The following is a 21,655-nucleotide window of genomic DNA, read 5'->3' as shown; positions in this document are numbered from 1 at the left end:
TATTTCCACCCGTCTCAGGGCTTCGGCGGCGGTCCGTCGTAGGCGTCCATGTCCTGATAGAAGTTCAGCATCGCGAACTTGAGCTTCTCGGGCCCGATATCGACCATCTCTCGGCGTTCCCCCGGTGGAAAGGTCCCGCGGACGGCGTAATCGTGCATCTCCATCTCGGCGGCTTCGGTGTATCGCTTGTCGAGCAGAATGCGCGCCCCGAAGTCGTCCGGCGAGCGGACCACGCGCCCGAGGGCCTGCCTTGTCTTGCGAATTGTCGGAATCTCGACGGCGTAGCGCCAGCCCGCGTCGTCCTCGTCGTCGCCGAAGGCCACGTCGTAGGCGTCCTGTACGGCGTCCATCCGGTCGTCGAGGTGCGGGTACGGGACGCCGACAACCACGACGGTTCGGGCATCGTCGCCGTCGTAGCTCACGCCCTCGCCCAGTGTCCCCCACAGCGAGGTGTAGAGGACGCCGTCGTCGCCGTCGGTAAAGGCCTCCCGGAGGTCACGGGCCTGGGTTCCCGGCTCGTCCAGATACCGGGTCGCACTCACGGCGGTCATGTCGTGGTAGCGTTCGGCCTCGCTGTAAGAGGGACAGAACACGAGCGTGTTCCCGGGCGTGAAGCGAACGATGTCTTCGAGCGTGCGCGCAATGCGTTGCTGGGTCTGTGGGTCGTCACGTTCGCTGGAAAACAGCGCGGGGCCGTCGACGGCGTAAGTCCGACGGCGCTCCTCGGGGAACTGCGCGCCGTAGGCCATCGTCACCGGGTCCTCGACGCCGACGACGTTCTCGGTCACGTCGAAGGGCCGGAGCGTGGCGCTCATCAGCACTGCCGCGTGCAGGTCCTCGAACAGGTCGCGGGTGACTTCTTCGGGAATACAGGTGTACAGCTCTGCGCGGCCATACACCTCGTCGGTCGACTCGTCCCGGCGAACGCTGACGACGGGGTACTGGCCGGTCTCGTCCGTCTCATCGAGCCAGTCAGAAATGAAGCCGGCGGCCTGCAGGGTCTGACACTCCTTTCTGGTATCGAGGTCCCCTTCTTTGAACGCCTCTTGATAGCGGGCGTCGAGGTCCCGGCCGAGGGCCAGCGCGTGGTCCAGCTCCTCGTGGAAGCCGGGGCCGGTGTACCCCTGCAGGAAGGCGAGTGTCAGGTCGTCTTTCCGGTCGTCGTTGGCGATGGTGATATCGTCCCAGTGTTCGTCGACGGCCTCGCGGCCGCCGAACCCGAAGGAATCTTCGTAGGCCTCGACCAGTGCATCCCGGAACGTCTCGATGACGTTGGCTGCGGCGTCGGTCCGGGCGTCCTCCTCGTTGTCGAGTTCATCCAGCGCCTGGTCGAGCGTGTTCTCGGTAAGCGTCCGCCGGGCGTGGTCACGGGCGGCCGACTCGACGTTGTGGGCCTCGTCGAAGACGGCGATGATGTCTTCGGGGTCGCGCCCGATCCAGTGGAAGAACTGTTCGCGGATGGTCGGGTCCAGCAGGTGATGGTAGTTACAGACGACGAGGTCGACGCCGTCCATTCCTTCTTTCAGTAGTTCGTAGCCACACAGCCCTTGCTGGTGGGCGTACTCGTACACGTCGTCGGGCGTCCGAACGTCGTCGAACAGCCAAGAATAGAACTCGCTGGTGTCGACAGTGAGGTTCCGATAGTAGTGGTCACAGGTCGAGCGCTCGGTTTCGATTTCCTCGCGCTCGTCCTGCAGGTCCCGGAGTTCCTCGACAACGGCGTTGCGGGCCTCCATCGCCTCGCTACTGCCAGCCTGCCCGTCAGAAAGGAGTTCTCCCTCGCGCTGTTCGAGTTCGGCGATATCGCTCTCGACCTCGACCAGGTCACGGGTCGTGTCCCGCAGCGCCTGGCACTCCTCGTAGTCTACGTCGATGTGACACATCGACCCTTTGCCCCGGAAGACGACCGCTCGCAGGCGCTCCTGGTCGGTAATTGCTCTGGCGTCCTCGACGAACTGGCGCATCTGCTGGTGAACGTTCGTCGTGATGACGACGGTCTTGCCCGTCTCGCGGGCGTGTTCTAGCGCGGGGACCAGCGACGCGAGCGTCTTCCCGGTCCCGCAGGCTCCTTCGAACAGCACGTCACGGCCCTCTTCGAGCGCGTCGTATATCGTTCCCATCGCCTCCTGCTGATGGCCGTACGGCTCTTCGAAGGGGAAAAACCGCATGTAGCTGTCGTCCGTCGTTGCCACGTGCCCCGCTTGGCCGTTCACCGGCAAAAGGGTTCGCCCCCACAGCTACTTGCCGCGAGCGCCCCTCCAGAGAGGTATGTGGCGCGTCACGCTCGCCGTCGGTATCGCGCTGATCGCGGGCTGTTCCGGCTTCTTTCCGGCCAGCCCGACGGCGGACGACAGCGACCCGGTGACGCCAGCGCCTGTCCCCACTGATTCGCCGGAGGCGACGGTGGCGGTCCCGACCAGCGACGGGACGGTCGACGTGGCCCGCCTACTGGACCGTCATGAACAGGCGTTGGCGTCCCGGAGCTTTCACCGCCATGTCGAACAGGCGGGGCCACAGAACACGCTCGACGTCTGGATAGACCGGGAGCGGGAGATTCGGCGCGTCCGGCGGCGGTTCGGACCGATATCCAATGACGTGGTTCTCGCCAACCGGACGGTGTACACCAATGTCCGCGACGACCCCGATACGCCGTACGCCACCAGAGACGCGACACCGAACACGTCCTTGCTCGCCTCGCCGGCCGGGACTGACCTGCTCCGACAGCTTCTGTCGGATACTGCGTATCGGCAGGTGGACTCCGTCCGGTGGAACGGACGGCCTGTCGCTGTTCTTGCCATGACGAACACAGCTGAGACACCGACCACCGAGAACGGGTCCGAAATCGGACGGTCGCGGCTGTATGTCGACCGGCAGGGGGTAATCAGGTACGTCGAACACACCGAACGACGACCGGACCGCCCGGATATCGACACGACGATGACGGTCACGACCGATATTGAGCGCGTCCCGATTCCGTGGTGGCTTGCAGAGAGCGACCCTTACAGCTCCGGCTCGATGTAGACTTTCCTGATATCGCCGTTAGTGTCCTGCATCGCGGATTCAAGAGTCGTTATCTCGTCATCGATTGCTTCCGTGTCCAGCGCCGGGTCGAACTGCAGGTCTGCGAAGACGATGACCTCGTTCGGCCCGAAATAGACTGTCCGGAAGCCGATGACTTCGTCCACGTGTTCGTTCTGCATGACGATGTCACGGAGGCGCTGTTCCTCGTCCGTCGGGAGGCTTTCTCCCAGCAGGAGGCGCTTGTTCTCCCAGGCCAGCGCCAGGGCGAAGCCCATCAGCATAATCCCGATGAGTAGTGCGGAGACCCGGTCGAAAAAGGGGTTACCGGTCATCTGTTCGAGGACCAACCCGACCAGTGCGATGACGATCCCCGCGAGCGCGATGGTGTCCTCAGTCAGCGCGGTCAGCGTTGTCACGTCGCTGGTCTTGCGGAAGGCCTCGCGGTACCCCGACCAGTTGTTCCGGTCGATCTGTCGTTTCATCTCGGCGCGGGCCTTAATCAGCGCGTACGTTTCGAACACGAACGCACCGATGAGGACAGTATAGTTGACCCACAGCGGGTCCAGCCACGCCGGGGGCTGGAAGGAAAAAAACAGGAACTCGACCGCCTCGCCGGCGTGTCCGCCGCCACCATGGCCGCCGGCAGTCAGTTGGTTATAGCCGTGTTTCGCGCTCTCCCACCCAGCGATGCCGAACAGGAACACGGAGACGAGAAAGCTGTAGAAGAACTGTGCCTTGCCGTAGCCAAAGGGATGGCGACGGTCGCGCTCCCGCTCGCTGAACCGAATCCCGATAAGCAGGAACACCTGATTCCCGGTGTCAGAGATGCTATGGTACGTTTCTGACAACATCGCGGCACTCCCCGTCAAAAGAAAGCCGAAGAACTTCAGAATCGCAATCGCGCCGTTGGCTATCAGTGCAGCGATGACGACTGACTTGCTCCCTGCCATTATTTTTCCGTCACATTCATGACGCAAAATGCTTCTGGATTTATACCTGGCTCCACTACCGGCAGTATGCTCACTGCTATCTCAGACACGCACGGAACAGACGACCATCGGCTGACAGGTCGGACGCTTGACGCCGTCCGCGAAGCCGACCACGTTCTCCACGCGGGCGATTTCATGACCGAGCAGGTGCTTGATGCCATCGACGCCGAATCCGACGAACTCACCGGCGTTGTCGGAAACAACGACAGACCGGCAGTCAGGGCCCGCCTTTCCGACGTTGCGACCGTCTCTTGGGAAGGACTGACGATCGTTGTTGTGCACGGGCACGAACACACCGAAACCGCCCTCGGAATGTTGGCTCGGCAGGAAAACGCCGATATCGTCGTCGTCGGTCACTCACACAAGCCTGTCCTGACCGACTTCGGCGGCTGGACGCTCGTCAATCCGGGCAGCTACGCCGACCCGCGGCGATACCAGCCGGCCCACGCGGAACTGGATGTGATGGCCGGTGACGTACGCGTCCGCCTTCGCTCCCCGGACGGGACGCCGATTTCGACGACCATCGTCGAGCGGTAAACGTGTTGCAGGGACGCTTCTGGTCGGGGTCGACTTCATATAACGGAGCAAAACGGTCGCAAGCGGCTATTGTCGCATGTACCACAGCGCCGCCATGCCGGCAATGACGAACGCGCCGCCGGCGAAGAACGCCACCCCCGGCGGAATCGCAGCGGCGGCGGCCTCGGCACCGCCCTGTGCGGCGGTATCGAGTGCGCCCGCGGTGGCCTCGAAGCCCCCGTCGGTCACGGTCGTGTTCCCGGGGTAAAAACTCGGGTCTCGGGTCCCAGTGTCCGCACTGCCGGACGACACCGTCGGGCCGCCGAGCAGCGATCCAACCCCACTCCCGAACACCTGCTGGACCAGCAGGCTGGCGAAGCCGATGATTGCGAGGCCGCCGATAATGTTCGCCAGCGCCGCCCGAAGCCCCGATGTCTCCTGCTCATCACCGGCACAGATGACGAGTGGCTGGTTGGCCGGCGCGAACACGTCCATTTCCCGCCCCTTCTCGGAGTACGCCGTATCGACAACCTCGACCGCACCGGCGTTTTTGAGCTTCTTCAGATGGTACTGTGCGTTTTGCAGCGACGTATCGACCCGGTCAGCCAGCTCCGACGGCGGTGCTGGCTCCTTGTTTAGCTCTGACAGTAAGTTGCGCGCGGTCTCTGCCGAGAGTGCCGACAGCACGTCGTCCGCATCATCACTGTCGACACCGATAACTCGGGGTTCGGCGTCCGGGGTCGCCGGGTCCCGAGAGGGCAGCAACGACATGATCATCTGTATGTTCTATGGGATTATGAGTCTTTGCCAAAGCACAGTGGTCGTTGTAGCTATCGGTCAAACCCGTATTTTACCCTCCAATATCGACGGGTAGACGCCCGAAGGCGGGACTCCCGAAAGGACTTTGATGTCGGCTCGACAACCGCCGGTATGGCTGACCTGCTCACTTACGCACTCCTCGCTGCTGTGCTCCTGTTTTTCTTCTTCATGTATCTGATGCTCCGCCGGACCTTTCAGGGATTCAAAGAAGGGTTCCAGCAGAGCAAGAAGAAGTAGCCGGGAGGGTAACGGTTAGGGGCCGTCGGTGGTGCCTATCTGTATGGACCCACGTATTCGCGAACACGCGGAAGTCATCGTCGACCACTCTATCGATCTGAGCGAAGGCGACAACCTCGTTATCGACGCCCACCCGCAGGCTGCGGATCTCGTTACTGCGCTCCACGAGTTTGCCGCCGACCGCGGCGCGAACCCGCTCGTCGTACAGGACCGCCTCGGCGAGCGGTTCCGCCGCGCGTACCTCCGAAACCGGGACGAGTTCGAGACGCCGAGCCACATCGAGGCGCTGTACGAAGAGATGGACGCGTATATCGCGATCAAGGGTAGCGACAACGTCACCGAGACCAGCGACGTCGACCCCGAAACAACAGCCGCCTATCAGCAGTCACAGCAGCCGCTCCTGAACGAACGCCTCTCGAAGACCTGGTGTCTCACACAGTACCCCGCGCCCGCCAACGCCCAGCTCGCACAGACCTCTACGGAGGGGTACGAGAACTTCGTCTGGGACGCCGTCCTCAAAGACTGGGACGCTGTCCGCGAGCATCAGGCACAGATGGTCGAGATACTCGATCCTGCCGATGAGGTCCGCATCGTTTCCGGGGAGACAACGGACGTGACGATGTCTGTCACCGGTAACGAGACGCTCAATGACTACGGCGAGAAGAACCTTCCCGGTGGCGAGGTGTTCACTGCGCCAGTCCCTGACAGCGTCGAGGGCGAGGTGTTGTTCGACAAGCCGCTGTACCATCAGGGCCGGGAAGTGACTGATGTCTTCCTCCGGTTCGAGGACGGTGAAGTCGTCGAGCACAGCGCCGGCAAGAACGAGGACCTTCTGACAGAGGTGCTGTCAACTGACGACGGTGCGAGCCGACTCGGCGAACTGGGTATCGGAATGAACCGGGATATCGACCAGTTCTCCTACAATATGCTGTTCGATGAAAAGATGGGCGATACCGTTCATATGGCAGTAGGACGAGCCTACGACGAGACAGTTGGCGAGGACAACGAACAGAACGAGTCGGCCGTCCACGTGGACATGATTGTCGACATGAGCGAGGACTCGTTCATCGAAGTTGACGGCGAAGTCGTCCAGCGAAACGGGACGTTCATCTTCGAGGACGGGTTTGAGGACTAAGTACCGACCGCGAACAAAGTGAGCGGTCGGCCTTTTCATCGACGTTTTTCAAGGAGCGGTCGCCAGCGGCGACCCGACGCTAAAAAAGGTCGGTGCAGGTCGTCCAGCGAAACGGGACGTTCATCTTCGAGGACGGGTTTGAGGACTGAGTACCGACCGCGAACGTCGTCTGCTGGACGTTGATCGCTCAGTCGTCCCCTGTTGACTCTGCTCCTGTGCGGTCCTCGACCGCCATCTCGAACACCTCAGTCCCGCTGTCGATAGTCCCGGGTTCGTCGACGGTGAACGTTTCCAGCAACTGCCCGAGGTCGGTGGCACGGCCGGAGAGTTGCGCGACGGAGGATTCGACGTCGTCGACGGCCACAACCTGCTCGGTCGCCGCGTCGGCGACGGCGGCCGCTTCGACAGCCGTGTCGTCGCTAATGTCGCCAACTGTCTCGACCATCGAGACGACCTCCTGTGTCGACTCGGCCTGCTCATCGGTCGCACGGTCGATCTCTCGCATCCCGCTGGTCGCGTCCTCGATATCGCCGACGATGTCGTCGAACGCATCGAGGGCGTCGCCGACGGTCTCGGTTCCAGTGTCGACTTTCGACTGGGTGGCGTGCATCTCGTCGACGGTGCGCTCGACCTGCTGACGCATCTCGTCGATAGCGGTTTCGATGTCAGCAGTCGCTGCCACCGTCTCGTCGGCGAGCGCCTTCACCTCATCGGCGACGACTGCAAAGCCGTCGCCATCGCCTCCGTTCCCGGCACGGGCGGCCTCGATGTTGGCGTTCAGCGCGAGCATCGTCGTCTGGTCTGCGATATCGGTGATGAGGTTGGTGACGGACTCGATCTCTCCCATCAGCGCGTCCAGTTCTTCGACTTGTGCGACGGTCTCGTCGGTCGACCGCTCGATATCGTCGAGAGCCGTCGCCGCCCGCTTGGCGGCCGTTCGCCCGCTCTGTGACCGACTGAGGGCTTCATCAGCCCGATTCCTGACTGTGTCGGCGGCGGTAGACACCTCTTCGACGGTCGCCGAGAGGTCCTCCAGCTCCTTCCAGACGGTTTCGAGTTTCTCCGACTGTGTCTCTGCCCCGTCGGCCATCTCTGCGGCCGAGGATTTCACGCTGGTGCTGCGGTCCTGAACCGCGTCGACGTTCTCCGAGACCGTCTCGCTCGCGGTGTCGACGGCCTCGCTGAACGACCGGACCTCGCGGATGGTGTCTTCCCACTCGTCGAGCAGGTCGTTGTAGGCTGTTGCGATCCGGGCCATCGACTCGGCGTCCGTGTCGGACGACATCCGCGCCGTCAGGTCCCCATCGGCACAGGCGGCCATGACCTCGGCGTAGTCCTTGGCGCGGTTCTGGAGGCTCTCGCTGAGTTCCTCTGCGGCCTCACGAGCCGCTTCGGCCTCTCTTTTCGCCGATTCAGCCTCGTTTCTGGCGGATTCGGCATTTTCTCTGGCCGCCTCCGCGTCAGCGATTTGCTCGCGGAGCGACTGCCTCATCTCGTCGAAGGCGTCGAACAGCCGGCCGATCTCGTCGGACCGGGATGTTTCGAGCGTCACGTCGAGGCCACCGGCTCGCATCTCGTCGGCTGTCTCGGCGAGCTCCGAGAGGGCTGTCGCCGAGCGCCTGCTCATCGCGATGGTCACGCCGCCGAGGACCACCACTGCGGACACGAGCGTCAGGACAAGGCTGGTGGCGATCTGGTTCCGGAGGGCATAGGCGCTCGACGCCGGCACCTGCGTTACGACTGTCCACCGAACACTATCGAGGCTCGCGTACCCGTATACCGTCTCCGATGACTGGGTAAAGCCATTGGCACCCCCGTTCGTGACCGTAGTGGCAGTCTCCTCTGGCACGCTTTTACCGACGACGGCCGCGCCCTCCGATCCGAGAATCGTCGTCTCGCTGTCGGCCAGCGACCCGCGGAACGATTCGGTGCGGGCGGAGAGGTTTGCCTCGACGACGACGACGTGTTCTGTGTTCTGTGGTGCGGAGCTGACGAATGCCAGGACGCTGTCGTTTGTCACCGGCGACCGGTAGGGCTCCGCCGGAACGACAACACTCCCCGGCGTGTCGGTCTCGTCGTCGATGGCTGTCATTTCCGACCCCCACGGAACGCCGAGGGATGCCAGCGTCTCCCCGCTGACGCCGCTTGCGGTGCTCGCTTCTACCGTGCCGTCGGAAGCTTGGACGTAGTGGACGGCCACGAACTCGGACGTGAGGTCGTCCGATTCGAGCAAGAGGTAGTCCCTGATGACGCCCGGTTGCCCGTTCTGGAACTCTTTGACCGACGAGAGCGTGCGGGCCTGCCGCCGGAAGCCGTCAACCCAGTTATCGAGGCCGTCAGCCTGTAACTCGGCGGTCGAGACGACCTGTGCCTCTACGCGCTGGTCGAGCGTTCGCGTCGTGTCAGTGTAGAACACCGCTCCGATTCCTCCGGCAACCAGGACCGCCACCAGCACCGCGGCCACGAACTTCCGGACGAAGCTCCCTCGCACAGCGGCCGGGACGAGGTGGGCGACTCGGGGACGGAAATCTCGGCTCACCATTCGTTCGGCGATTTCCAGTTATCGTACAAAAAACTACGAGATATATAGAAGTACTGACAAAGGTATATACGAACAGTATGGATGAATTCAGGCAATGAAACGTCTAAGAGTTACCTTCAGAATCACCGGTCCGACAATTCGACATCGATAGCCACCCATCCATTATCAAATTCAACACTCTGGTGTGATACTATCCCTGCCATCCGTTGCTGGCACGGCCGTCTCGCTTCCAACCGGAGACTTATGCCGGCAGGTACGGTAGTGTCGATATGAGCGAACAGCGGTCCCTGCTCGTTCGGGCGGTGTGGTTCCTGCTCGTCGGCTGGTGGGTGACTGGCATCTGGCTCTCGGTCGCCTGGTTCCTGAACGTCACAATCATCGGCCTCCCGTTCGGCATCAAGATGATAAACAAGGTGCCGCTGGTGCTGACGCTCAAGCGACGCGACCGACTCGTCACGGAGAGTGACGGCGGCTCACAGCACTCTCTGCTCATCCGCGCAGTCTGGTTCGTTTTCGTCGGCTGGTGGGCCAGTGGGGTCTGGACTGGTGTCGCGTACGCGCTCTCGCTGACAATCGTCGGCCTGCCGCTGGCGATCTGGATGTACAACAGGCTCCCGTTCGTCGTTTCGCTGTACCAGTACTGACCGTCAGTCCAGATACGGCTTCTCGATGTCTGTTTCGACGGTGATGAGAGCGTTTATGCGCGTGGTGATGCCGTCAAACAGGGTGATAAGTGGGGAGAGCACGCGCTCAACGACCCGGACCGGCGGTGCGACGGTCAGGGCCCACTCCTGTGCGTTGCCGAGGCCGAACGCCTTTGGCACGATCTCGCCGAAAATCAGGATGAGAAAGCTGGTGACGACTGTGGTTGCGACGACCGCCGGCCCCGGTGAGAGATAGCTCGCCACGAGGACGGTGATGATGCTCGAAATTGCGATGTTGACGATGTTGTTGCCGACCAGCAACGTCACTAGCAGGCGATGTGGATTGTCGTACAGCTCCTGTAGCACCTGCGCCCGTCGCTCCCCCGTTGCCGCCTGTTGTGCTATCCAGTCTTTCTGTAGCGAGAACACTGCTATCTCCGAACTGGAAAAGAACGCACTCAATCCGAGAAGCAAGACCACCGCAAGCCCGCCACTGATTGCCACGATAGGACCACTCATATCCCGTCTTCAGCCAGCCGAGGCAAGAAGGCGTCGACGCTGCCTGAGGGCCCGTGAGCCGACGGATGCGGCGAAGGATACTCTACGTTCCAGCCCATTGTTATCGTATGCCACTTGGCCAGGTGGAACTGGCACTGCGCGTCATCGCTGGCCTGTTCGTCATTGTCGCACCGACGCTGTTGTTTCTGGGGCTGTGGCGCGGCCTCGAAGCGATGCGTGACGACGAACTCATTCAGCAGGCCCACCAGCGCGCCGAGATGCGGGACCAGCCGTCCGCTGGTCCTGACTGGTCGACCGATACGCTCCTTGCTGATGAGTCGTCACCGCTGTCTGAAACAAAGATGTCGGTCGTGACCTGTAGCACCTGTGGCACGCCGAACGTACAAGACGCCAGCTACTGTCAGTCGTGTCTCACAGAACTAGATGAGTCAGTCTAACGAGTCGTCTCCGTCGATCTGAATCGCTATCGTCGGCTCGGACCGCACGACGCTGCAGTCGCTGCCTCGCTCGATGGCGAACGTTACCTGTCCAGTGCGGTTCGTGTCCAGTCTGAACTCGCCCGTAATTGCGTAGGACTTCGTGGTCGACCCGGCGAGCGTATCTTCGTCCCAGTCTCTATCCACATCCACCCACACGTCCTCCCGGGGGTTCTCGGCAGGTCCGACGAGACAGCTTGAGACGCTCGGGGGGTTGAGTGCCCGCAGGAACGGTGACGGGTTCGAAGCGGTAACCGTTCCGATCTGCCTGCTGACGGGTGGGTACCCGCCACCTCCCTGCCTTGTTTCCGGGACCGACACGGTGACAGACTCGTTTGTCTGCACATCGTAGGTCACCCCGCCGCTGAGCGCGTCGGCTCCCACGAGGACGGCGCTCACAATGAGGAGGCCGCCGAGGGCGGCTGCCGCCGTTCGCCGCGACGGTGTCGGAATCCCTGCCCGGAGCGCGTAGCCGAGCCCGACGAACAGCCCCGCGGACGCGGCGAGCAACAGGAACGTCCCCGTCTCGCCCGGCGAATACCGAACGACGACGTAGCCGACGAACACGACGTAGGTCACGCCACTGAGAGCGAAGGCGACGACATCTAGCACGTCCCGCTCGAGGGCCACACCCGCAACGAACAGCGCAATAAACCCCAGCAACAGCAGCGCCGCTTTTACCGTTATCGAGAGATTGAACACGACATCGCGGACGAAATACAGGAGCGCTGCCGCGGCGAACAGGACGCCAAGTGCATACAGGAGCTTGCCGCTGTCGATAGCAAAGCGCATGGAGGGTCACCGGCGTTTCTCTTAGCTGACAAATAAAGCCACGGCTGGACAGTGCAGGCCTGGGACTCGCAGTAATCGAGAAGCCAAACAGAACCGGGTCGCTAGTCGTCGGCTGTCGCTCGTCCGGCGTCAGCACCGTTCGACAGCGGTGTCCGCTCGACGACCGTCCCGTCGTAGGTCGGGTACTGCTCGACGATTTCGCCCTTCTCGACATCGCCCTCCTCGACCATCTCCTCCAGCAGCCACCAGGCGAGTTCGACGTGCTCGGATTTGACGGTGTAGTACTCCTCGGGGACGCCGAGGGTTTCCAGACGGGCTTCGGAGGTCCACGCCTTCCCGTAGACGAGCGTCCCGTCGTCGGTCACGTCGTCGAACGGACGGCGGATGTTGCGGGCCATTCGCTTGAGCCGCGAGCGGTGCTGGGCGGCGTCCTTGAACACGCTCGTACAGAAGTACACCTTCTCGTGGTCGCCCATCTTTTCCAGAATATCGTGGGACCCCTCGACGGCGCTCATGTGGTCCTCTTTCAGTTCGAAGCCCTCCTCCTGCATCCGACGGTAGTTCCCGTCGGACATCTCGAACTCGTTGATGTTACAGAAGTCGGCCGCGCCCTCGTCGAGGAATTCGAGGAACTCCTCCTCGGCGCGAATGCCGGGGATTTCGAAGGCCGGCGTCAGTCCTTCTTCGCGGGCGATGTAGAGGATATCTTCCCACTCGGTGCCGTGGAGGTCGCCCCACTGCTCCAGTGGCGGGTGGAAGCGAATCTCGTCGAGACCGGCTTCCGAGAGGCGGCGCATATTCTCGCGGCCGCCGGGGATACCGGTGTAGAGGTGCGTGTGGTGATCCTCGCCGAACTCGTCTTTCAGCAGTTCCAGATAGTGACAGGTCCGGTCAAGCACTTCCTGAGGTTCGCCACCCGTGATTGAGGTGCCCAGCGCGCTCATGCGCTTGGCTTCCTCGATAACGTCCGCATCGTCCTCGATGGGGCGCTCGTTGGCGTACATCTGGGTGACGTTCTTGCGGTTTTCCCCGAGGGGACAGTAGAAGCAGTCTCGCTGGTCGCAGTAGCCGTAGACGAACAGCACCATTTTGCCGCCTTTGGCGCACTGTTCGCAGCCCTCGGAAATCATTGTCTCTAGCCACCGCTCCCAGCGGGAAAAAGCGTGCGCATCGCGTTCGGCGTGTGATAGGGAGGCACGGGCTGCCCTGCGCTGTACTCGCCCGGCGCTCTTATCCGGCTACCTGACGCAGGGGCTGGTATGACAGACACCGGGACCACGATTACCGGGTCCCGCCGCCGTGGCCTCGCGGTCGTCTTCTTCGTCGTCTTTCTGGACCTGCTGGGCTTCGGTATCATCATCCCTATCCTCCCGTACTACACGCGGACGTTCCCCGGCGGGACGGAGTTCGTTATCGGATTGCTCGCAGCCTCGTACTCCGCGATGCAGTTCGTCTTCGCGCCGCTTCTGGGGTCGCTGTCGGACCGTGTCGGCCGCCGTCCGGTGCTGGTGGTGTCGCTGTGTGGCTCCGTGGTTGCGTGGACGGTGTTCGGGCTGGCCGACGCGCTGTGGCTCCTGTTCCTGTCCCGGCTACTGGCCGGCGCGATGGGGGGCAACCTCTCGACGGCCCAGGCGTATGTCGCCGACGTGACGCCGCCGGAGCGGCGGGCCGCCGCCCTGGGGTTCATCGGGGCCGCGTTCGGCCTCGGCTTCATTTTCGGCCCCGGCATCGGTGCGGTGCTGAGCTTCGATGCCACGGTCGCAGCCGTCGATGGGCTGTTGCCGGCGGCTGTACCCATCACCCGGTTCTCGCTTCCGAGCTTCGCTGCCGCGGCCGCGAGTCTTGCCGGTGTGCTCGTCGCCCTGCTCTTTCTCCCCGAGTCCAGGACCGTCTCAGAGTCCGCGGCCGAAACCACCACTGAACGCACCTCGTCGATTGCCCAGCTCCGCACAGCGGTAGCGACCCCCGGTCTCAGACCGCTGCTGGCGGCCTTTTTCCTCGTCTCTTTTGCCTTCTCGGGCGTGCAGGTGATGTTCGTTCCCTACGTCGCCGATATCTACGGCTACACGGCTGCTCAGAGCGCGCTCCTGTTGACCTACATCGGCGTCCTCGCGGTCATCACGCAGGGAGTGCTGGTCGGCCGGCTTTCGGCCCGCTACAGCCCGGTCCGGCTCTCGCTGTTCGGGACCGGCCTGCTCGTCGTCGGTGTCGGTGCCATTCCGGCCTCGCGGCTCCTCGGTTCGACCCTTCCCGACCTGACTGCAGTTGCCCCGTTTCTCACCGCTGACCTGCTCGGCCTCTTGCTCGTGTTGACATTGCTGCCGCTTGGCAACGGTATCCTCTCGGTGACGCTGACGGCGCTCGTCTCCCAGCGAGCCAGCGCCGCCCTTCAGGGGAGCGCCTTCGGTATCACGCAGGGCGCCGGTAGCCTCGCCCGGACCGTCGGTCCGCCTGTCATGGGTGGGCTGTACTTCGCCGTCGGCTACTGGTCACCGTTCGTCGTCGGTAGCGTCCTGTTGCTCCCTGTCCTGTGGCTCGTCGCTGGACTGGGGGCGACGCCGGACGCCTACGAACCCCGGCCGGCGGACCCGGGCCACGCCAGATAGGGACCGCTTTGAACTGGCTGGGGCCCGTTCTGTGCGTATGGATGACGAGGATGCTGACCCCGTGGGCGGGCCACTGCCGGAAGCGGAGTCGTTCGACGATAGAGTGCTGGGGGTCAGCGAGTCGCTCATCCGGTACGTCGAGGTCATCGCGGCGCTAGTGCTGGTTCTCCTCTTTGCTATCGGCGTCTTCGACCTGACGCTCCAGATATTCCAGAGCGCGCTTCGTGGCGATATCACCGACCCGCTAGTCGTCGTCGGTTTCATCGACACGGCGCTCCTCCTGTTCATTATCGTCGAGGTGTACCAGACCGTCGTCGCGTACACGCAGGAAAGCGAAACGCGCCGCATCGTCCGTCTGGTTATCTACACGGGCGTCATCGCGATGGTCCGGAAAGCTATCATTTTCCGCACCGGTGAGTACAGCTCCGAACAGGCCGCGCTCACCGCCGCCGCAGCCTACACGCTCATCATCCTCGGGCTCGCGGCGCTGCTGCTCGTCGAGCGTCGGACCCGAGACAGGCTCCCGGAATCAGGGTGAGCGGTCCCGAAAGAAGTTAAACACAGGCGGCGTAGCGCCGATAGATGCTGCTGGTGCTGTGTATCGACCTCGACGACGACCTCGGCCGCAAGACCGGCATCGACACGCCAGTCATCGGGCGCGATGCCGTCGTAGACGCAGCCGTGGCGCTGGCCTCGAACGACCCGGAAGACTCCGATGTGAACGTCCTGTTCGAGGGCGTCCACATCTATGACGACATCACCGACGAGCCGGTCGAAGTCGCAGCCGTCACCGGCGTCGACGGAAGCGATGTCGCCGCTAACCGGGCAGTCGGCGAGGAGGTCGATACCGTTCTCGCGTCACTGGCGGCCAGCGAGGACGTGCGGGCGCTGCTGGTCACCGACGGCGCACAGGACGAGTCGGTGGTCCCCGTTATCCGCTCGCGGGTCCAAATCGACGGCGTTCGTCGCGTCGTCGTCCGACAGGCCCAGAACCTCGAATCGATGTACTACACCATCAAGCAGGTGCTCGACGACCCGGAGACCCGCGGGACGATACTGGTTCCGCTGGGCATCCTCCTGCTGATTTACCCGCTGACAATCGCCGTCGAAGCGCTGGGGTACCCCGGTTCCGCGCTGGGTGTTATCTCCGGCTTGCTTGGGCTCTACATCCTCGCACGGGGCCTCGGCGCTGAGAAGATACTGGACGAAGCGGTCGAGCGAACGACCGCCGGACTGTACGCCGGTCGCGTCACGATCATCACTTATGTCGTCGCGGCCGCACTGCTCGCTATCGGCGGCGTCAGCGGCGTTCAGGAACTCGAACGCCAGACGGACCCCGACGCCCTCGAAGTCATCGCGTCGCTGGTCTCCGGCGCGATTCAGTGGTTCGCCGCCGCCGGCATCACTTCCAGCCTCGGCCGCGTGACCGACGAGTACCTCGACGGGAGCTTCCGCTGGCGGTATCTCAACGCTCCCTTCTACGTCCTCTCGATCGCCCTCGTGTTACACGCTGTCAGCGCCTTTTTCCTCGGGGTGCAGGACTTGGAATACCTCGCGATAATGCTCACTGGTGGGACGCTGCTCGGGCTGGTCAGTACCTTAGGCTTCGCTGTTGCGGAGGCCCGCTTCGACCGCGCCGAACAGCACAATCAAGGCCCCGGCGGTCCCTCATCCGAGTAATGTACGTCTCCCGTGCCGTCGAGAGTCTGCGCGCGGACCCACTCGACGGCGAGCCCGTCGATCTGGTTCTCGAAACGGCTGACGATGCTGACCCTGAGCGCGTCGCCGCCGCTGCGGAGGCCGCCGGCGCGACCGTCGAGCGCCACCTCCAGTTCGACGACCTGCTGGTCTCGACGACACAGGACGAAATCGACGCCCTCTGTGACTTGGATGGCCTGACTGCGGTTCAGACTGGCAACGTGAACGCTATCACGACGGCCGACGACGTCGAAGAAGACCTCGATCCCGATCACTGACCGGCGACCGTGTTCCGCATTTCTTTTGTCACCGCCGGAAATACACGATATCGAGGGCACGTAGCTCAGTCCGGATAGAGCGTCGGACTTCTATCTCCGCTGGCGCTGCCATCGGGGGAAGACATCCGACGGTCGTGGGTTCGAATCCCACCGTGCCCGTTATCTGTAACTGAAAATAAGAAGTGCCGACACCACCTGCTGTCCGTTCTAGCAGAGCCAATTCCCGCCGAGACGAACTCTGCGACCCGCCCTTTGCAGTATTACAGTGAAGGGAACACGACTACCAGTACCGCGTCAGTTTGCATGACTTGTCAGAGGCATGGCAACCCGACTTGGGGGGATGGCACTGGTTTCGTCCCCTCCACACGCACGGATTCCCCGGCAACACGTATGTAACAGTGACATTTTCACACCCAGCTACTGTTTTGAACATCTGGGTAAAATCCCTGCACTGTCATGGTCCCCATTTGCTGGGACAGGACGACAGCAACACTGTGTTTCGCTGCATAATCAGCTTCAGCCTCCGACTCCAACACTATGTGGGCCCGTGTCTGACCCACGGCGGCCGGCTACGCCTCAACGATATCGTCTTTCATTGCGGCGACCTCGGTGAGAATCGCTTCGACGTCGTCGTCGGGGACGCCGTTCGCCCGGAGCGCGGCTTCGAGGTGGGTCGCAACGCTGGCAAACGCGTCTTCGGTGATCCCCATGCCCTCGTGGGCGGTTTGCATATCGTCGCCGTCGTAGTCGACCGGGCCGCCGGCAACGGTGCTGATGAACTGAGTCTGGTGGCTGCGGAGCTGGTCCATGTCGGTTTCCTCGAAGTACGGTTCGAGCAGCGGGTCGTCGAGTACGCGGTCGTAGAAATCCGAGACCACCGCGTCGACCGCGTCGCGACCGCCGATCCGCTCGAAAATAGACTGTGATGCCATTGTCGAGTGACAGGTACGCAGTCGGCATGATTGTTGTGGAAAAACAGATTTGGCATCGACCGTCGCGCTGCTGCTCGGACGTGATGCCTGCGGCGACACTCTCAAAGCGGGCGATTATGGACGCGCTACAGTCGTTGACGACGAACCAGCAACAGAGACAGCAGGCCGAGCGTCCCAAGCACGGTCCACTCCCCGTGGCGGTCCGTGACGGGCCGCGTGGTATCGACGACGCGTCTGGGACCGTCGCCGGCGGTGGTCGCTGTGGTCGCACTGCTATCGCCCGACGGCGCGAAATTCGTCCGCCGGCCGGTCGTATCTGCTGCGCCGCTTCGCCGCAGGTCGCGGTCAGTGAGCACCTCGACCGGGACCGACGGCGCGGTGCCAGTGACAGCCTGTCGAACAAACGCATTGAGTTCATCTCCGGCGACAGCCGACACCGTCTCGGCGAACAGCGCGAGAGTGATGCGGTCGTCGTGTCGGGTCAGCCTGTCGAGGACCGCTTCGAACGTCCGGGTGCCATCGGTCGCTTGCCGGAGATGGGCGTCAATGGCCGCGACGACACGTGTTCCCTTGTGGTACTGTGCGCCCGGTCCCGCCCATGTGTCGGGCTGTGTCAGATCGGCGGTTTCGTGGCGCTCGGTCGTCACCCGCTCATGGAACTGGTCTGCATCGATGCCGCCCGTGCTGTAGGTGAGGGCCGCGGTGTGGTAGTCCGCGCTGCCCTCACTGAGCCAGTCCATCGCCGGTGCCGTCTCGAACGTCTGTCGGGTGTGGCGGTACTCGTGGACCCAGACGTTGACCGGGGAGCGGACGGGTTCGCCGGCGTTGACGATGACGTCCGACTCGCCGTTCGACGGGGTGTACCCGCCCGATGCGAGTTCGTTCGGCGCGACAAACACGCGGATGTGGTCGTGGTCCGTTCCGGCGGTCGAGGCACGCTTCGCATGGCTGATTGAGTCAAGCGCGGCGGTACGGTTGGGTCGCAAGTCCGCATCCGCCGGGACAACGAGCGTGATTCGGTCGCCATCGACCGTTCTGGTTTCTGTCTCGTGGGGGCCGATGTAGGCGGCCGTACGCCCGGCGACACCGCTTTGCCCGGGTGCGAGTGCGAGCGACTCGTTCCACGTGGGCCGCGGCCCGACGTGCCAACGCCAGCGGGCACGCAGTGACACCTCCTGTCTGGCAAGCAGCGTCCAGTTGTGGGTGTCAGCGGTCCGCTGGCCGAACGTTGTCGAGAGTCCGACCGGCACGGTGTAGGTCAGTCGTGCTCTCTCAGTATCACCGCTGACACGCCAGCGGTCGCCATCGGACTGGAGTCCGTCGGCTTGGAGGACTGTCGCCTCCCCCGGCGTCCGTACCGACAGTCCGGTGACGTGCCGTGGTCGCTCAATCGTCGCGGTTACCCGAACCCGGCCGGTCTTGTTCGGCTCTCTGTCGAGTGTGTACTGAACAGCAATCGACCTGTCGTGGTCGGCACTGCCCTGCGCTGGTGGCCCGGATTCGATACCGAGGGCGACCGGAGACGTGCAAACCAGAAGGAGACAGACCAGTCCTGCAAACAGCTGCGTTCTCATAGCTCTGGGTGTTGCCGAGTGCTACGCGACAACCAGCGAGTGGCGGTAAAGTGTGTGCCGGTGAAAATCTCAAACGTAATAACAGGCTGTGCGCCTCGGACACGGGGTCGCAAGCGTTTTGCCAGCGGCCACGTTATCCCCTGATATGGCCGATTGTCCGCTCGCAGACGACTGTCCCGAATTCACCGAACGAATTCAGGGGATGGGCTGTACCCACTACGGCGACCGTGGCGGCGCCGAGTGGTGCAATCACTACAACCAGCCGATCTCGGAGCTCAAGAGCCAGCCGGTCAAGATGGGCGAGGAAGTCACTGTCGACGTTGAGGACATCCATGAGAGCGGTGCCGGTGTCGGTCGGACCGAGGACGGCTTCATCATCATGGTTGACGGCGTCCTGCCCCCGGCTCGCTCGCTGGTCAAGGTGACGAACGTTCACTCGAACCACGCCCGGGCTGAGGAAGTCGAGCGACTGGAGATGGACGAGGACCCCTCCGAGTCTGAAGCCGAAGAAAACGACGCCGACGCTGACGAGACGGACGACAGTGCTGATGATGACGGCCGGCGTCTCGGGAGTCGGGACAACTTCTGGGGCAGCTAGGACACACCGGTTGGACAGTTTGCGAGCGGGACTTCTTTGAGCCAGTCGGTCCTTCCTGTAGATATGGACCTCGAACTCGATGGCAACGCAGCGCTGTGTACCGCCGCAACGAGCGGACTCGGACTTGCGAGCGCCGAAGCCCTCGCTGCGGACGGTGCCAACGTAGCGGTCTGTGGCCGGACGCCGGAACACGTCGACGAGGCACGGAACCGGCTCGAAGCGGTCGGCGACGGCGACGTACTGGCCGTCGAGGCCGATATTACTGACCCCGACCAGATCGAGGCACTCGTCAAGGAAACTGTCGACAGCTTCGGCGGCCTCGACCACGTCGTCACCAGCGCTGGCGGTCCGGCCCCCGGACCGTTCATGGAGACGACCGAGCGAGAGTGGTACAGCGCCTACGACCTGCTCGTGATGAGTGTCGTCTGGACCACCCGGGCCGCCTACCCACATCTCAGGGACTCCGATGCCGGCACCATCGTCAATATCACCTCCCGTTCTGTCCGGGAAGCCATTGACGACCTGGTGCTCTCGAACGCTGTCCGCCGCGCTGTTATCGGCCTGATGAAGACACAGGCTAACGAGTTTGCGCCGGAAGTCCGCGTCAACGCCGTCCTCCCCGGCGCACACGAGACACCACGTATCGAGGAACTCGTCGAAGCAGCCGTCGAGCGTGGCGAGTACGACTCCTACGAAGAGGGCATCAAATCTTGGGCCGATGCCCCGCTGCAGCGTGTCGGCCGACCGGAAGAGCTCGGGGATGTCGTCGCCTTCCTCTCCTCGCCCCGGTCCTCATACGTCACTGGAACGGCCCTGCCCGTCGACGGCGGGGCGATGCAGAGCTAACAGTTCCGGCCGCCGGGCCGCTCAGAACCGCCCGTCGTCGCGCAGTTCCCCGACCACCTCTCGGACCCGCTGGGCCTCCTCTTTCGGGACCACGAGCGTCCGGTCGTCGAATGACGCCACGACGAGGTCTTCGACGCCGACGGCGCTGATGTGGCCGTCGCTCGCCAGCACGTTCCCGTCGGCGTCTATACTAACTGCCTCACCCAGCACCGCGTTTCCATCTTGGCCGTCGAGGACGCGCTCGAAGGCATCCCACGACCCCAGGTCGTCCCAGTCAAGCGCCGCCGGAACGACAAAGGCGTCTTCCGCGTCTTCGAGCACAGCGTAATCGATGCTCACCGGGTCAACAGCGGCAAAGGCGTCGTCGTGGTCCCCGTCGTCGAGTCGCTCGACCATGGGTGCAAGCGGTGACGACGACGCGGCGGACAGGAGAGCCGTCGGCGTCCACGCGAACAGGCCAGCGTTCCAGTAGAATCCCTCCCGGACGTACTCCGTCGCGGTCTCCCGGTCGGGTTTCTCGTGGAACGTTTCGACCGGCACGAAGCCGTTCTCGGACGGTCCGGGCTTGATGTAGCCGTAGCCGGTCGCCGGCCGGTCCGGTTCGATACCGACGGTGACGAGCCCCTCGGTTTCCACTGCGACCCGCGCGGCCGTCCGTGCGACCGTCTCGAACGGCCCCGAAATCCGGTGGTCGCTCGGCAGACACAGCAGAACACAGTCGCCGACCTGCTCGCGGATGCGGTGGGCCGCATACGCCAGTGCCGGCCCGGTGTCTTTCGGTTCCGGTTCGGTCAACACTGCTGCATTCGGGACGTGCTCCCGGACCCCGTCGGCGAACGAGTCCCGAGTCAGCACGTAGGTCTCGTCGGCGAACCCGACCCGACTGACAGTCTCGGCGAGTAGCGATTCGTCTTCCCCGAAGGAGAGAAACTGTTTGGGGCGGTCGCTCCGACTCGCCGGATACAGGCGCGTGCCGGTGCCGCCGGCCAGAACGAGCGCGACGATTGGTCGCTCCATACTCGGGCTTTGCCCAGCCAGTGCTAAAATGTTGTACTGGCGACCGAGGCGGAGACCACCCGAACCCACTGCCGTCAGCGAGTTACCACGTTTCTATCGTCCCGTCCCTGATGTCTTCGACACAGCCCTGACAGTCCGGACTCTCTGCGTCGTAGCACACTGGCCGCCGTTGCTCGTCCATCGACACCGCGCGGTACTCGGCGTGGCGGCGACAGACGATTCGGGCCCGTCCTTCCTCATCTCTGGGCAGGCCGGCTTCTGCCGACCGCTTGCCGTTCTTGTAGGCCTTCTTCGCATCGGAGAGTTGCTGCTCGGCCGACCGCAAGGTATCCCGGATGAACCGTGCGAGTCGGTCGTCGTCGGCCATACTGACCGTTGTGTCCGGCCACAAATCAATCTTCTCGCGTGGCTCGCAC

The 21,655-nt window shown here is 63.2% G+C and carries 23 protein-coding genes and 1 tRNA gene; 13 read left to right on the top strand and 11 right to left on the bottom strand.

All coding sequences use genetic code 11. The features are described from left to right. Nucleotides 1-14: 14 nt before the first annotated feature. Nucleotides 15-2,192, bottom strand: coding sequence for an ATP-dependent DNA helicase (locus G9C82_RS09190; protein ID WP_127013932.1), 2,178 nt, complete (start codon nucleotides 2,190-2,192; stop codon nucleotides 15-17). A gap of 76 nt (nucleotides 2,193-2,268) precedes the next feature. Between G9C82_RS09190 and G9C82_RS09185 the strand changes: the two genes are divergently transcribed. Further along, nucleotides 2,269-3,021 carry a hypothetical protein gene (locus tag G9C82_RS09185; protein ID WP_004959983.1) on the top strand — a complete coding sequence of 251 codons (753 nt, stop codon included), beginning with the start codon at nucleotides 2,269-2,271 and terminating at the stop codon, nucleotides 3,019-3,021. Here the strand turns inward: G9C82_RS09185 and G9C82_RS09180 are convergent. Continuing rightward, nucleotides 3,000-3,971, bottom strand: coding sequence for a cation diffusion facilitator family transporter (locus G9C82_RS09180; RefSeq protein WP_004959986.1), 972 nt, complete (start codon nucleotides 3,969-3,971; stop codon nucleotides 3,000-3,002). The genes G9C82_RS09185 and G9C82_RS09180 overlap by 22 nt on opposite strands. Before the next feature lie 66 nt (nucleotides 3,972-4,037). Between G9C82_RS09180 and G9C82_RS09175 the strand changes: the two genes are divergently transcribed. After that, the gene (locus G9C82_RS09175; RefSeq protein ID WP_127013931.1) at nucleotides 4,038-4,547 is read left to right on the top strand and encodes a metallophosphoesterase; all 510 of its coding nucleotides are present in this window, start codon (nucleotides 4,038-4,040) and stop codon (nucleotides 4,545-4,547) included. Between the two features lie 66 nt (nucleotides 4,548-4,613). On the opposite strand, the gene G9C82_RS09170 is transcribed toward G9C82_RS09175, so the two are convergent. Then, nucleotides 4,614-5,297 carry a helix-turn-helix domain-containing protein gene (locus G9C82_RS09170; protein WP_049919140.1) on the bottom strand — a complete coding sequence of 228 codons (684 nt, stop codon included), beginning with the start codon at nucleotides 5,295-5,297 and terminating at the stop codon, nucleotides 4,614-4,616. 159 nt (nucleotides 5,298-5,456) lie between these two features. On the opposite strand from G9C82_RS09170, the gene G9C82_RS20890 reads away from it, so the two are divergent. After that, the gene (locus G9C82_RS20890; protein ID WP_004959992.1) at nucleotides 5,457-5,582 is read left to right on the top strand and encodes a hypothetical protein; all 126 of its coding nucleotides are present in this window, start codon (nucleotides 5,457-5,459) and stop codon (nucleotides 5,580-5,582) included. Between the two features lie 43 nt (nucleotides 5,583-5,625). Next, the gene (locus G9C82_RS09165; RefSeq protein ID WP_007189579.1) at nucleotides 5,626-6,717 is read left to right on the top strand and encodes an aminopeptidase; all 1,092 of its coding nucleotides are present in this window, start codon (nucleotides 5,626-5,628) and stop codon (nucleotides 6,715-6,717) included. A gap of 187 nt (nucleotides 6,718-6,904) precedes the next feature. Here the strand turns inward: G9C82_RS09165 and G9C82_RS09160 are convergent, their stop codons facing one another. After that, nucleotides 6,905-9,259, bottom strand: a complete 2,355-nt coding sequence (locus G9C82_RS09160; RefSeq protein WP_127013930.1) for a methyl-accepting chemotaxis protein — start codon at nucleotides 9,257-9,259, stop codon at nucleotides 6,905-6,907. 269 nt (nucleotides 9,260-9,528) lie between these two features. Between G9C82_RS09160 and G9C82_RS09155 the strand changes: the two genes are divergently transcribed. After that, nucleotides 9,529-9,903 (top strand): YccF domain-containing protein, encoded by a 375-nt coding sequence (locus G9C82_RS09155; RefSeq protein WP_004960000.1) that lies wholly within the window; start codon nucleotides 9,529-9,531, stop codon nucleotides 9,901-9,903. Between the two features lie 3 nt (nucleotides 9,904-9,906). Here G9C82_RS09155 and G9C82_RS09150 read toward each other — a convergent pair whose 3' ends face one another. Continuing rightward, nucleotides 9,907-10,422, bottom strand: a complete 516-nt coding sequence (locus tag G9C82_RS09150) for a CNNM domain-containing protein (protein WP_004960003.1) — start codon at nucleotides 10,420-10,422, stop codon at nucleotides 9,907-9,909. Nucleotides 10,423-10,529: 107 nt separating this feature from the next. Between G9C82_RS09150 and G9C82_RS09145 the strand changes: the two genes are divergently transcribed. Then, the gene (locus tag G9C82_RS09145) at nucleotides 10,530-10,859 is read left to right on the top strand and encodes a zinc ribbon domain-containing protein (RefSeq protein ID WP_004960006.1); all 330 of its coding nucleotides are present in this window, start codon (nucleotides 10,530-10,532) and stop codon (nucleotides 10,857-10,859) included. On the opposite strand, the gene G9C82_RS09140 is transcribed toward G9C82_RS09145, so the two are convergent. Beyond that, nucleotides 10,851-11,690, bottom strand: coding sequence for a DUF1109 domain-containing protein (locus G9C82_RS09140; protein ID WP_121302162.1), 840 nt, complete (start codon nucleotides 11,688-11,690; stop codon nucleotides 10,851-10,853). The genes G9C82_RS09145 and G9C82_RS09140 overlap by 9 nt on opposite strands. 101 nt (nucleotides 11,691-11,791) lie before the next feature. Beyond that, entirely contained in the window at nucleotides 11,792-12,820 is a 1,029-nt protein-coding gene (locus tag G9C82_RS09135) for a radical SAM protein (protein WP_007189583.1), read from the bottom strand. Between the two features lie 129 nt (nucleotides 12,821-12,949). Here G9C82_RS09135 and G9C82_RS09130 point away from each other — a divergent pair, with 129 nt between their 5' ends. From G9C82_RS09130 to G9C82_RS09110, 5 genes are all read left to right on the top strand, one after another. Further along, complete coding sequence (locus G9C82_RS09130; RefSeq protein WP_007189584.1) at nucleotides 12,950-14,296, top strand: tetracycline resistance MFS efflux pump; 1,347 nt, start codon at nucleotides 12,950-12,952, stop codon at nucleotides 14,294-14,296. Between the two features lie 37 nt (nucleotides 14,297-14,333). Next, nucleotides 14,334-14,834: a phosphate-starvation-inducible PsiE family protein gene (locus tag G9C82_RS09125; RefSeq protein ID WP_004960019.1), complete on the top strand. Its 501-nt coding sequence runs from the start codon at nucleotides 14,334-14,336 to the stop codon at nucleotides 14,832-14,834. 44 nt (nucleotides 14,835-14,878) lie between these two features. Continuing rightward, nucleotides 14,879-15,976, top strand: a complete 1,098-nt coding sequence (locus tag G9C82_RS09120; RefSeq protein WP_007189585.1) for a DUF373 family protein — start codon at nucleotides 14,879-14,881, stop codon at nucleotides 15,974-15,976. After that, complete coding sequence (locus tag G9C82_RS09115; protein ID WP_011224395.1) at nucleotides 15,976-16,272, top strand: hypothetical protein; 297 nt, start codon at nucleotides 15,976-15,978, stop codon at nucleotides 16,270-16,272. Before G9C82_RS09120 ends, G9C82_RS09115 begins: the two co-directional genes overlap by 1 nt. A gap of 54 nt (nucleotides 16,273-16,326) precedes the next feature. Further along, a tRNA-Arg gene (locus G9C82_RS09110) sits at nucleotides 16,327-16,431 on the top strand. A 410-nt stretch (nucleotides 16,432-16,841) separates the two neighbouring features. Here G9C82_RS09110 and G9C82_RS09105 read toward each other — a convergent pair. Together G9C82_RS09105 and G9C82_RS09100 are read right to left on the bottom strand one after the other, a co-directional pair. Next, nucleotides 16,842-17,204 carry a group 1 truncated hemoglobin gene (locus tag G9C82_RS09105; RefSeq protein WP_007189587.1) on the bottom strand — a complete coding sequence of 121 codons (363 nt, stop codon included), beginning with the start codon at nucleotides 17,202-17,204 and terminating at the stop codon, nucleotides 16,842-16,844. Nucleotides 17,205-17,329: 125 nt separating this feature from the next. Further along, a complete protein-coding gene (locus tag G9C82_RS09100; protein ID WP_127013929.1) occupies nucleotides 17,330-18,778 on the bottom strand; it encodes a hypothetical protein in 1,449 nt (482 codons plus the stop codon). Between the two features lie 145 nt (nucleotides 18,779-18,923). Here G9C82_RS09100 and G9C82_RS09095 point away from each other — a divergent pair, with 145 nt between their 5' ends. Next, nucleotides 18,924-19,376: a TRAM domain-containing protein gene (locus G9C82_RS09095; RefSeq protein ID WP_127013928.1), complete on the top strand. Its 453-nt coding sequence runs from the start codon at nucleotides 18,924-18,926 to the stop codon at nucleotides 19,374-19,376. 63 nt (nucleotides 19,377-19,439) lie between these two features. Next, nucleotides 19,440-20,222 (top strand): SDR family oxidoreductase, encoded by a 783-nt coding sequence (locus tag G9C82_RS09090; protein ID WP_007189590.1) that lies wholly within the window; start codon nucleotides 19,440-19,442, stop codon nucleotides 20,220-20,222. Nucleotides 20,223-20,243: 21 nt separating this feature from the next. On the opposite strand, the gene G9C82_RS09085 is transcribed toward G9C82_RS09090, so the two are convergent. Continuing rightward, nucleotides 20,244-21,239, bottom strand: coding sequence for a mannose-1-phosphate guanylyltransferase (locus tag G9C82_RS09085; protein ID WP_127013926.1), 996 nt, complete (start codon nucleotides 21,237-21,239; stop codon nucleotides 20,244-20,246). A gap of 82 nt (nucleotides 21,240-21,321) precedes the next feature. Further along, nucleotides 21,322-21,606, bottom strand: a complete 285-nt coding sequence (locus tag G9C82_RS09080) for a hypothetical protein (RefSeq protein ID WP_004960042.1) — start codon at nucleotides 21,604-21,606, stop codon at nucleotides 21,322-21,324. Nucleotides 21,607-21,655: the final 49 nt, after the last annotated feature.

Source organism: Haloarcula sp. R1-2 (genome assembly GCF_011627385.1).
Lineage (GTDB): Archaea > Halobacteriota > Halobacteria > Halobacteriales > Haloarculaceae > Haloarcula > Haloarcula marismortui.
The sequence above is the reverse complement of the archived record's forward strand: the minus strand, read 5'-3'. Positions and strand labels throughout refer to the sequence as shown.